Consider the following 12,202-nt stretch of genomic DNA (forward strand, 5'->3'; position numbering starts at 1 on the left):
CATGGCGACACATCGCGGCGCCACCCTTGCCGCTCGGCGCGCCTGCGTCGCCTCACCGAATCGCACCGGAACCTGAACGTCCTATGCAACGCATCCTCAACGTGCTGACTCATCCGCGTACGCTCTCGATCGTCGGGATCGTCGCGCTAGCAGCCATTCTGTTCATCGTCGCCGACATGCTGCAGCTGCCGCTCCTGTGGGCGGCAATCGCGTTCGCGGCGGTCCTCGCGCTGTGGCTCGCCGTCGCGCTGTGGCGCCGCTGGCGCGTGAAGCGCGCGAACCAGGCGCTCGGCCAGGTGCTGGAAGAGCAGGCGGAAACCGGCAAGATCGCCGCGCCGGCCGCCGCCGCGCTCGCGCCGGACGCGAAGACGGCCGACCTCGACGTGCTGCGCACGCGCCTGTCGGATGCGGTGAAGACGATCAAGACGTCGAAGATCGGCCAGGTGTCGGGCGGCTCCGCGCTGTACGAGCTGCCGTGGTACATCGTGATCGGCAACCCGGCCGCGGGCAAGAGCAGCGCCGTGCTCAATTCCGGCCTGCAGTTCCCGTTCGCGGACAAGAACAGCGCCGTGATCCACGGCATCGGCGGCACGCGTAACTGCGACTGGTTCTTCACGACCGAAGGGATCCTGCTCGACACGGCCGGCCGCTACTCGGTGCACGAGGAAGACCGCAGCGAGTGGCTCGGCTTCCTCGGGCTGCTCAAGCGCTACCGTCCGAAGGCGCCGATCAACGGCATCATCGTCACGGCAAGCATCGCCGAACTCACCGGCAACCGCCCCGAATTCGCGATCAACCTCGCGAAGAACCTCCGCCAGCGCGTTCAGGAGCTGACGGAAAAGCTGGAAGTGTTCGCGCCGGTCTACGTGATGTTCACGAAGGCCGACCTGATCACCGGCTTCACCGAATTCTTCAGCAGCAGCGACAAGCACGAGTACGACCGCGTGTGGGGCGCCACCCTGCCCTACGAGCCCGACGACAAGCGTGACGTCGTCGCGCAGTTCGACACGCACTTCGAGGAACTCTACGAAGGGCTGAAGGAAATCAGCGTCGCGCAGCTGTCGCTGTCGCGCGGCAACCAGCTGTCGCCGGGCCAGTTGAGCTTCCCGCTCGAATTCTCGACGATCAAGCCGTCGCTGCGCGCGTTCCTCGCGACGCTGTTCGAGAACAACCCGTTCCAGTACAAGCCGATCTTCCGCGGCTTCTACTTCACCAGCGCGTTGCAGGAAGGCGAAACCAACAGCACGGCCGCGCAGCGCATCGCGCACCGCTTCGGCCTCGACGGCAACGCGCTGCCGAAACCGCACAGCGCGTTCTCGAAGAACGGCTTCTTCCTGCGCGACCTGTTCTCGAAGGTGATCTTCGCGGACCGCCAGACGGTGCGCCAGTTCGCAAGCCCGACCAAGACGCGGCTGCGCTACGCGACCTTCTTCGGCTTCGTCGCGGCGCTCGCGATCGCGCTCGGCGGCTGGACCTGGTCGACGATCGGCAACCAGCAGCTCGTGTCGAACGTGCAGGCCGACCTCGACAACGTCACGCGCCTGCAGCAGGGCCGCAACGACCTGCAGTCACGCTTGCAGGCGATGGACATCCTCGAAGACCGGATCGAGCAGCTCGAACAGTTCCGCCGCGACAAGCCGCTATCGGTGTCGCTCGGCCTGTACCAGGGCGACCGCCTCGAGCAGCACCTGCTGACCGAGTACTACAACGGCGTGCGCCAGATCCTGCTGGCCCCCGTGTCGCAGAACCTCGCGTCGTTCATGAAGGACGTGAACGCGCACCCCGAGCAGCTCGTGCCGATGACGCGCCCGCCCGAATCGGGCGCCGTGCAGGGCGGCACGCTGCCGGTCTCGACGAACGCGGCAGGCGCTGCGCCGCAGGCGGGCGCCGTGCTGGCCGCGTCGGCCGCCGCGCCGGCCGCCGCCCCGCAACAGGCGGCCACGCCGCAGGGCGGCCTCTACAGCGACGCGTCGCCGACCAACGTGCAGGACGCGTACAACGCGCTGAAGACGTACCTGATGCTGTCCGACAAGCGTCACGTCGAGCAGGCGCACCTGACCGACCAGCTCGCCCGCTTCTGGCGCGGCTGGCTCGAGACGAATCGCGGCAACATGCCGCGCGACGAGATGATCCGGAGCGCCGAGCGCATGATCTCGTTCTACCTGTCGCGCGTGAACGACAACGACTGGCCGATGATCGACGCGAACCTCGCGCTCGTCGACCAGACCCGCGAGAACCTGCGCCGCGTGGTGCGCGGCATGCCGGCCCGCCAGCGCGTCTACGAGGAAATCAAGGCGCGCGCGTCGACCCGCTTCGCGCCGATGACCATCGCGCGCATCGTCGGCGACGGCAACCAGGGCCTCGTGGCAGGCAGCTACGCGATTCCGGGCACGTTCACGCGCGAAGCGTGGTTCGACTACGTGCAGCCGGCGATCCGCGATGCGGCGACCAAGGAACTGCAGGCGAAGGACTGGGTGCTCAACACGTCGACACAGGACGACCTGACGCTCGAGGGCAGCCCCGAGCAGATCCAGAAGACGCTCGTCGGCATGTACAAGACCGAGTACGCGCAGCACTGGCAGAAGTTCATGCAGGGCATCGCGGTACAGGGCTTCACCAGCTTCGGCCAGGCCGTCGACGGGATGAACCGCCTCGGCGACCCGCAGGACTCGCCGATCCGCAAGATCCTCGAGACCGCGTACGACCAGACGTCGTGGGACAACCCGTCGCTCGCGAACGTGACGATCAAGAAGGCGCAGACGGGCGTCGTGAACTGGGTCAAGCAACTGTTCTCGCGCTCGCAGGCCGGCCAGGTGGCCGCGGCCAACATCGACATCAACGGCAATCCGGCCGAGGTGCCGATGGGTCCGATCGGCCAGGAGTTCGTCGGGCTCGCGCGAATCGTCGCGACGCATGACGGCACGTCGATGCTGAAGGGCTACATGGAGTCGTTGTCGAAGGTCCGCACGCGCTTCAACGTGATCAAGAACCAGGGCGACCCGGGGCCGGGCGCGCGCCAGCTGATGCAGCAGACGCTCGACGGCAGCGGTTCGGAACTCGCCGATTCGCTGAAGCTCGTCGACGAGCAGATGCTGACGGGCCTGACCGATTCGCAACGCAAGTCGCTGCGTCCGCTGCTGGTGCGGCCGCTGATGCAGGCGTTCGCGGTCGTGATCCAGCCGGCCAGCGCCGAAGTCAACAAGGTGTGGAACGCGCAGGTCTACCAGCCGTTCCAGAGCTCGCTCGCGACGAAGTACCCGTTCGCGGCGAACGCGAAGGTCGAGGCCGGCGCCGGCGAGATCGCGCAGGTGTTCGGTCCGGACGGCTCGATCGCGAAGTTCGTCGGCACGACGCTCGGCCCGCTCGCGGTGCGCCGCGGCGACACGCTCGCCGCCCGCACGTGGGGCGACATGGGCATCGGGCTCACGCCGGACTTCACGAACGGCTTCGCACGCTGGGTCGCGCCGCTCGCGGGCGGCGCCGCCGGCAGCGCGGCCGCGTCGGCCGAGCCGCAGACCGTGTTCCAGATCCTGCCGCAACCGAGCACGGGCACGACGGAATACACGATCGCGATCGACGGCCAGCAGCTGCGCTACCGCAACACGCCGCCGCAGTGGACCAACTTCGTGTGGCCGAACCCGCAGGGCTCGCCGGGCGCGACGCTGTCCGCGACGACCTTCGACGGCCGCACGGTGCAGCTCGTCAACGAGCCGGGCCGCTACGGTCTCGAGAAGCTGATCAACTCGGCGCAGCGCAAGCGCCGTCCGGACGGCACCTTCGACCTGACGTGGGCACAGGGCAGCGTGAACGTGTCGGTGACGATGCGCATCATCAGCACGTCGCAACCGTCGGCCGGCGGCGGCGACCAGCCGCAACAGCAGAGCCTGCGCGGCCTGCAGCTGCCGTCGTCGGTCGCCGACGCGAGCACGGGCGCCGCACAGAACGCGACGCAATCCGCCACCGGCATGCCGGGCGCAGCGCCGGCCGTCGCGGCCGCCAACGCAACGAATGCACAGAGGGCGCAATGACGCAAACCGTACAGGCGCAAATCGCCTACTTCGGCAAGATTCCGTCGCGCGGCGACTTCGTGAAGAGCGCGCACAATCCGCAGCTGCTGCAGACGCTCGATCGCTGGATCGCGCAGGCGCTGGAGCTGCTCGCGGAAGATCCGCGCTGGAAGATCGTCTACGAGGATGCGAAGCCGATGCACTTCGCGTTCCTCGGCTCGCGCAGCAAGCTCGCGATCGCGGGCCACATGGTCGCGAGCCACGACGTGTCGATGCGCCGCTTCCCGTTCCTCGGCGCCACTGCGCTGGAGGTCGACCGGCCGCTCGCGTTCCTCGCGCGCAGCCCGCTCGCGTTCGCGCGGCTGTGGTCGCGCGTCGCCACGCAGATCCCGCCGCTGCTCGGCAAGGACGAGCCGCCCGGCGCGCTGCAGGCGCTCGGCGACACGCAGGTGCCGATCGACGTCGGCGGCCCCGGCACGTCGCATGACGGCACCTTCAACGATTTCGTCGAACACCAGTCGCTGTACGGCCTGCAGGAGATGCTGCTCGAAAGCGGTCATCCGGTGCGGCTGCGCGGCGCGATGCTCGCGCTCGGCTCGCTGCTGCGGCCGGTGATGCAGAGCGGCTCGTCGCACATCGAACGCGGCCTCACGCTGCCGCTGCCGGTCGATCCGTTCTACCGCAGCCTCGTCGCCGCGTTCTGGCTCGAGCTGATCGCGCCGTTCGTCGCGCAGGCCGACTTCGAGCTCGCGATCTTCATCGGCACGATCGCCGAACGCGAACGGCTCGTCATCGGCTTCAACGGCGCATCGGCGAAAACGCTGCTGAGCGTCGTCGACCCGCAGACCTACGCCGCCCACAACATCGACATCGACGATCCCGAGTGGATCGACGCCCATGCGCAAAACGATCACCAGATCAGCAAGCTCGTCAGCTACCTCGACCAACCGCAACTCTCGCTGCGCGTCGCCATCGACGCGTTCCGCGAAGCGTTCATCGGAGGCTGACGGGATGCAACGCACGATTCAGGTCCGGCGCGCGCGCTGGTCGGCCGCCGTCTCGCCCGCCCTCGCCGCGCTGTTCGCGGCCGGCCTCGTCGCGAGCGGCGCGGCCTTCGCGCAGAACACGGGCGCGACCGTCACGCCGGTCGGCAACGGCACGGTCGCGACGACCGCGCTGCCGCAGGCGAACCCGAACGCCGGCGGCGCGTCCGGCACGGTGGTGCACGGCACCGCGGGCACGATCGCGCCGCCGCCCGCGAACGCGGCGCCCGGCCAGGTGGTCGTCGGCGGCAAGGTGCCCGACGAGGCGACCAAGGCCGCCGTGCTGCAGAAGCTGCGCGATACCTACGGCGCGACGAACGTCGTCGACCAGGTCGAGGTGGGTGACGTCGCGACGCCGCCGAACTGGAGCGCGAACGTGCAGAAGCTGCTCGGCGCGCAGCTCAAGCAGATCAGCAAGGGCCAGTTGAAGATCAACGGCACGCAGATCGAGATGAAGGGCGAGGTGCACAACGAGGCGCAGCGCCAGCAGCTCGCGAGCGACATGGCGAACACGCTGAACCCGACGTACACGATCAAGAACGGGCTGCGCGTGTCGGCGTCCGAACAGGGCGTGCTCGACCAGACGCTCGCGAACCGGACGATCGAGTTCGAGACCGGCAGCGCGACGCTGACGCCGCAGGGCAAGCAGATTCTCGACCAGATGGCGGCCGCGCTCGCGAAGATGCAGAACCGCACGGTCGACATCATCGGCCATACCGACAACTCGGGGAACCGGACGTCGAACATCGCGCTGAGCCAGGCGCGCGCGGATGCGGTGAAGGGCTACCTGATCACGAAGAGCATTCCGCCGCAGCAGATGACGACGACGGGCGTCGGGCCGGATCAGCCGATCGCGCCGAACGATACGGCGGATGGCAGGGCGAGGAATCGGCGGATCGAGTTCCGGGTGGGGCAGTAAGCGGGGCGGGACAATTTGATGCGGGCGGCGACAGGAATGTCGCCGCCTTTTTTTTCATGGTCGGTTGCCCGCCGTCAATGAAGGAGCGGCGTCGCTCCGCCCTTGTAGCCTTTCGCCCATTCCTGGCTTTGCCTGGCGGCCTAGTCGATACACGCCGCGGCGATATCGCCTTGCTTACGCTGCTTCGCTTCCTTGTCGAAATCGCTCGATCCGAACGTATCCTTGTCGCGTGACAGCGACCTCTCAGCATCGTAAACGAAGGCCTCGGTCCCCATGGCATGGCTCCAAACATCGGCGAGTATGGGTTGTAGTCCTTCGGCATGTATTTCTCGTCGCTTTCCCCGATCTCTCGCATTCCGATCGCCACCCACTTGATAAACTTCAACATGAGCAACTGGCAACGCCTGTAATAGGTCCCCGCACCTCGCATCCAGCCTCTCCAGCTTTGTATCTCGTCAGGTCGCCGTACTCCTCATCAACTTGCCCGACCTACGCGCACCTGTGGAGCTTTACGTCGAGACACTCTTGATGATCAAGCGGTCTCGACACATGGGCGTTTACTGATCCTGCACCTGCTTCAGGTAATCCTGAAGCGCCTTCGTTCGCTGTTCCGTCAATTCCGTGAGGCATTGCGAATGATTGACGATTAGCCATTGACGCGCACCGCCATTCAAGCTGGTTTTGAGATCACATTCGGCGTCTCGAAACGTGACCCAAGCACGTTGGGCTGAAACAATCTGAGTCTTCGGAATTACGCCGCTATCCGGATCATCCTTCAACACACTCAGCAGCTTTTTGTATGCCGAATTTAATTTTAAATCAGCCGCTCGCCGATCCTTTTCTGCACACTGGTAGTTTACCTGAGCACTGTCGGGGTCGACACCTCCCGGCGGATTATTACAATCCAACGCAAATACATTCGCAGACAAAGCCAACGAAGAAATCACACCAAAAACCAATTTAACCTTCATCTTCACACCCCTCACTTCTTGTCGTATGCATCGACATAAGTTTCCACCCAATAGAGGTCTTCCGCCAAAAAACCCGTCTCATCCTTCAAGAGTTTTTTTGCACGAATAATTTCATCCTTCTGAACCAACTTACCCCCAATTGAATTATTCTTCTTAGAATTTAGATCAGAAATATGCTGCACCGCCTTTTTTTCATCTGCACTATCGGTAAAGGGAGTAGTTAAACCTAACGCAGCTGCCGCCCCCGTAATGAGCCCCTTGGGCGCACCACGTATAGCACATGCCGCCACAAAGGCAATTCCCAATGCAGATCTAATATTATTATCCTTACAAAACTTCAAAGCAGGATTCATATATCCTTCGACAGCAAACTCAAGCTGCGCTTCCTGAAAAGCGTCGACCTTGCCAGCATTCACGAAGCGCTGCTTCCATGCGCCCTCCCACAGATCCTGCTTTGGGCCGCCAGTGTTCGTTGCGATCGGTTGAACCCGTTTCCCACGAATTTCGCTGCCAACCGGCAGTTTATTCATTCTAGCGAGCTCACTCAGCCTTCGCCCTTCCGACGATTTACGAATGGAATTCCAGTGCGCCTGACCCGACGCATAATCGACGCCCTTGACCTCGATGCCCGAGGTCGTTAGCGTGATCAATTCATCGTTGTTATCACCAAAAATCACTGCGAACGTATTGGGGTCCTTGTCTTTCATTCGTTGCAGCAGCCTGCCAAGCGCACCGCTATCCTGCGTAAACTGAATAATTCCATACGAAAGCCCGATATGAACAATATGTGCATACGATACATTTCGACTTATCGGCATATGGAATTCCGAGTCCTGGTTCTCTGCCGTGAATGGATCCTTCCCGCTCTCGCAGATCGCGACAGCAGCAATGATCTTAAGACGTTCATTACGGTCCAGCACAACTCCCTTGAATTCCACCACGTGCGGCTTTTTATTTAGACGATCCAATAACGCCTGATGATCACCGCTGTCATTCTTATTTTTCTTTTTTGGCGGAGCGGCCGGCGCACCAGACGGAGGCGTCGTCGGGGGCGACGATATCGGTGGCCGCTGCGTCGGTGGCGGATCGGCTCGCTTGGTTAGGGGGACATCATCTTCATGTTGTGCCTCCTTCAACTGCCCATTCAGACGAAGTTGTTCCAACAATGTGTCAGCGAGATCGACTCGACAAATATTACCCACTTCATACGCATATGGCTCGCCGCCCAAGCCGTCTGTATGACTTTCGTCCAATGGATCTGAAATTGGTCGAGTAAATGGCGGAAATACATCGCCGCCGTCATTAGGATACGGATAACCAGGAACGTCATTATTGAACGTCATATATTTTTTCCGCTCAATTTCTTCAGAATCTCAATTCGAAGGATATCTGCCTGATCACTGATGGCGAGCTGCGCAATGCCATCATGATCTGTCCTGCCGGTGACAACTTTCCCGTTCTTGAGGTGAACGCGGATCGGCCTATCGGGAATGGAGAATCCTCGATCATCCACAACCCAAACTGGCCGATCAAAAATATGGTTAATCGGCAAATATGGAAGAGGATAATGTGCTTGCGTCGGCCCAGAAAAATTATGAGCCCCACCCTTAAAATCGATCTTTCCAGGCGCGTGAATTTCGATGTTTCCATTTCCCATTCGGATATAGGCGCCCCCTGATGTCAGAAGAATTTCCTGTTTTGCAGCAATCTCGACACTCTCGGTTGCCGAAAGCACCTTCACCGTCTTCTGCGCCGTTAGTTCAATATCGTCCATATGAGCCTGTATCTCGATCCGGCCCTTTGCAGAAAACAGCTTCATTCCCGCATTCTGCACAAACAAACTGATTTTTTCGGTGACAGCCGCGATCAGCGACTTCCCGCTGGTAATGAACGTGCTTTCGCCGCTGACGATATTGGTCTGCCGGTCGCTCGCCAGATGCACCGACTGCTGCGACGCCACTCCGATCCCCGCCGGGCTCGCGAACAGCATCACCGGCTCCTTGAACGCATTGGCACTCCCCGTCCCGCCGCCGGCAGTACGCCCGCCGCCGGCCGTCGCCCCCGCCACGCTGTCCTGCGTCGCATCGGCGAACTGCTTCAGCGCATCGCGACCGGCCCCGAGGGCTTCAGCCTGATGCATCTCGCTGACCTGCGACATCGACTCGAGCAACCCTTCCGCATTGCCAAGCTGCTGCTTCGCTTCGCTCACGTCGAGCGGCTGGCTGTTCGCCTGCTTCGGATGCGTCGTCACGTACAGGCCCTGGCCGGCACGCATCGCACCGTACGCATCCGTGCGCAGATCGAAACCCGAGCCGAGATACGCGCCGCGCGTGTTGCCATTCTGCTCGATCAGATAGCCGAGATGAAGCAGCGAATTCGCGCTGCTGCTGAACAGGCGCGCGCGGTTCTGCCCGGTCGCGTCGTCGAGCACCATCTCGTTGTGCCCCGATCCCGCATATTCCTTCGACCGGAAGCCCGACAGAATCCCGTCGCTGTGCCATTGCGGCTTGGCAGCACCGTTGTAGACACGATGCATGACGATCGGCCGATCGCAGTCTCCGCCGATGTAGCCGATCAGCACCTCCTCGCCGACGCGCGGAATGTGCACGGCACCGTAACCGCCGCCGGTATCCGACTGCACGACACGCATCCAGCACGACGCCGTCTCACGGCCTTCGCTCTGCCGGTCCCAGACGAACATGACCTTGATCCGGTTCAGTTCATCCGTATAGATCTCTTCGCCCTTCGGGCCGACGACGATCGCCGTCTCGAGCTGCATCGCGGGCTTGCTGTGCTCGAACGGGCTGCGATACGGGACACTCGCGCGCTGCGCCTCGACCTCCACGAGATAGAAGCCGGCGGAGCCGTCGGCATGGCCGACCTCGAACGCCCCAACTTCCCCGCGACCAGCCTTCACCTGCGCCAGCTCGGCTTGCAAGCTATGAGGGAAATTCGCCTCGTGGTCCGAAACCGGCAGATTGTTCTCGATGTACCGCGTGACGCCGATGGCCGCGAACTCGCGGTCGGTCGCCGCATCGCGATCGTGCTCGGGATGATCGATCAGCGTGAAGCGCCGGCCGGCATCGATCGCGCGCACGCCGCCCACGCCGAAGAAGCGCTTCGCACGTGACTCCCATTCCTCGAGGCGAATCTTCGACAAGTGCTCACCGCGGTCCTGCCTCGGATATGTGTACGCGCCGGTGTATTCGTAGATTTCCGCCTGGCCCGGCAGGTCGCCCTGGCCGGCCTTCGTCGGCAGCGACGTGCCGTTCGGATTGCCCGCCGACGATGGCGACTTGTAGTCGAACGTGCGCGTCGTATGCAGCGTGCTCTGCAAGGTCCGCGACGCGGCCCACTGCGTGAAACCGGCAGTTTCGGTGCCGCTGCCCGAACGATCGAACCTGACGGTATTCGGCGACAACGCGTCGACCGCATGCAGGTCGTCGGTGATGACGAACGTGTGCGCCTTCCCGTCTTCACTGTGCCGCCAGAAGCCGAACAGCCCTTCGTCCTCCATCAGCCGATGCACGAAGTTCCAGTCGGTTTCGCTCTGGCGGCAATACGAGCGGGACGGCAATGGTTTCGACAACGCGAACTGGTATTGCCCCCTGGCCTGCGGATGCCTGTCGAACACGTCGGCGAGGATCGCGTCGACCGGCTGGTCCTGCCAGTACCGCATGTCGCTGCGGAACTTGAGGAAGTGCATCCATGACGCGAAGCGCAGCTGGTAACTCGACAGGCTGCCGTCTGCGCCGAGCCGCCGCGCCGTATGGATATAACCGTTGATCGGCAGATACGACTTGTCCGCCCGCTGGATCCACAGCGTGATCGGCTGCGCGATCAGCGTCTTGAGCTCGACGTCGCTCGCGGCGGACACCAGATCGAGCGTCACGCTGAAATCACGGCCGAGCGCCGAACGGGTTACGGCGCGGCGCGGCACGAGCGCATTGTTCGGCAGCGACGGGATGTCCGTCTTCAGCAGCCGATCCTGCTGGATCAGGCCACCGCGGATCGCCTGTGCCAGTTCGGTCACGTTCATGCGTCACCCTTTTTCTCGTTCATCGCGAGCCGCCGGGCCCGCGCTCTCAGGTCAAAAATCGGTCGCTCACGACTGCTCGTCGGGCCTCACCCCCAGCAGCTCGCGAATATGCGACAGCGAGCCGTCGTCCTTCACGACGCTCTCGAGCCACTTGTGCAGCGGCATGTCGGCCCATTCGGCCGCCTTGTCGGCGAGATACGCGACCGGGCTGTGCGGCTCGGTCTGACGGAAATAGCGCGCCACCGCACGCAACTGGTCGACGGCTTGCGCACGGTTCTGGATGCCGGCGATCATCTGCGTCACCGGAGGACGCGAAGCGGTCTGCTGCTGCACGCGAGTCTCCTCGGTCTGGATCGGTTGGCCGAACACCGGCTCGACGCGTTCGGGCTGGGCCTGCGGCGCCGCCTGCGTGTGCGGCGCGCTGCCGGTATAGCCCTGTTCGCGCGCAAAGCGCTCGGCGAGCCGGTACACGGTCTCGAACGCGTCGCGCGCCTGCCGGAAGCTCGGCGCCGAATCGCCCGCCCGTTCGACGAGCCGCTCCTCGAACGCATCGAGCGCGAATTCGAACGCCTTCAGGTTCGCCAGCAGCGCCGTGTAGAACGCGATCGACGTCACGCGCCGCGACGCATCGATCTGCTCGATCGACGGCTTGCCGCGCGCGATGTCGTCCGCGTGGTCGGGGTCGCGCTTGATCGACTGCGCGACGTGCTGCGCGACTTCCCAGTCGAGCGTGCTGAACGCATTCGACGCGCCGTCCGTCAGCGGCACCGCGCGCAGCAGCTCGGCCGTGCGGCCGGACAGCCACGCGACGTTGCCGAGCCGGTGCTCGATGTCGTCGTCCTCGGGCAGCGGGTGGAAAGTGTCCCAGAACTCGCGGCACAGGCCCTCGAGCAGCGCATAGCCTTCGGTGAGGCCCGTGACGCCGTCCTCGAGCGCGAGCGCCTCGGTCAGCCATACGGCGAGCCGCAGGTCCTTGGTGCGCGTGCGCAGCAGCTCGCCCGCATGGTCGACGACGAAGCCCCAGTCGGCCTCCTTGATCTCGGTCACCCATTCGCCCTGGTCGAGCGTCGGGTCGTCGTAGCGCCGCGCGTCCTGGATCGCGTCGAATTCGTTCGAAAACAGCAGGTCGTCGCCGCTGGGCGACGCGTCGCTGATCGGCGTCAGCAGCTCGGGGAGATTGATCGGCATGGTTCGGTCAGTTCATCAATGCTGGGCTGGGCGCG

The 12,202-nt window shown here is 63.6% G+C and carries 8 protein-coding genes; 3 read left to right on the plus strand and 5 right to left on the minus strand.

The window, feature by feature from the left end; all coding sequences use genetic code 11:
* Positions 1-83 precede the first annotated feature (83 nt).
* From tssM to HWX03_RS30085, 3 genes are read left to right on the plus strand one after another with little or no spacing between them, the layout of a single operon-like run.
* The gene (gene tssM / locus HWX03_RS30075; RefSeq protein WP_175873782.1) at positions 84-4,028 is read left to right on the plus strand and encodes a type VI secretion system membrane subunit TssM; all 3,945 of its coding nucleotides are present in this window, start codon (positions 84-86) and stop codon (positions 4,026-4,028) included.
* Complete coding sequence (gene tagF / locus HWX03_RS30080; RefSeq protein WP_174431325.1) at positions 4,025-5,014, plus strand: type VI secretion system-associated protein TagF; 990 nt, start codon at positions 4,025-4,027, stop codon at positions 5,012-5,014. The genes tssM and tagF overlap by 4 nt, the downstream gene beginning before the upstream one ends.
* A gap of 4 nt (positions 5,015-5,018) precedes the next feature.
* Positions 5,019-5,969, plus strand: coding sequence for an OmpA family protein (locus HWX03_RS30085; RefSeq protein WP_175873783.1), 951 nt, complete (start codon positions 5,019-5,021; stop codon positions 5,967-5,969).
* Between the two features lie 140 nt (positions 5,970-6,109).
* Here HWX03_RS30085 and HWX03_RS37280 read toward each other — a convergent pair whose 3' ends face one another.
* The 5 genes from HWX03_RS37280 to tssA form a co-directional block, all read right to left on the minus strand.
* Complete coding sequence (locus HWX03_RS37280) at positions 6,110-6,244, minus strand: hypothetical protein (RefSeq protein ID WP_279612256.1); 135 nt, start codon at positions 6,242-6,244, stop codon at positions 6,110-6,112.
* Positions 6,245-6,526: 282 nt separating this feature from the next.
* Positions 6,527-6,940: a lysozyme inhibitor LprI family protein gene (locus HWX03_RS30090; protein WP_244132822.1), complete on the minus strand. Its 414-nt coding sequence runs from the start codon at positions 6,938-6,940 to the stop codon at positions 6,527-6,529.
* An 11-nt stretch (positions 6,941-6,951) separates the two neighbouring features.
* A complete protein-coding gene (locus tag HWX03_RS30095; RefSeq protein WP_175873785.1) occupies positions 6,952-8,283 on the minus strand; it encodes a hypothetical protein in 1,332 nt (443 codons plus the stop codon).
* Positions 8,280-10,979 (minus strand): type VI secretion system Vgr family protein, encoded by a 2,700-nt coding sequence (locus HWX03_RS30100; RefSeq protein ID WP_175873786.1) that lies wholly within the window; start codon positions 10,977-10,979, stop codon positions 8,280-8,282. The genes HWX03_RS30095 and HWX03_RS30100 overlap by 4 nt, the downstream gene beginning before the upstream one ends.
* Positions 10,980-11,045: 66 nt before the next feature.
* Complete coding sequence (gene tssA / locus HWX03_RS30105; RefSeq protein WP_175823997.1) at positions 11,046-12,167, minus strand: type VI secretion system protein TssA; 1,122 nt, start codon at positions 12,165-12,167, stop codon at positions 11,046-11,048.
* Between the last annotated feature and the right edge of the window lie 35 nt (positions 12,168-12,202).

Source organism: Burkholderia sp. BCC0397 (assembly GCF_902832865.1).
Lineage (GTDB): Bacteria > Pseudomonadota > Gammaproteobacteria > Burkholderiales > Burkholderiaceae > Burkholderia.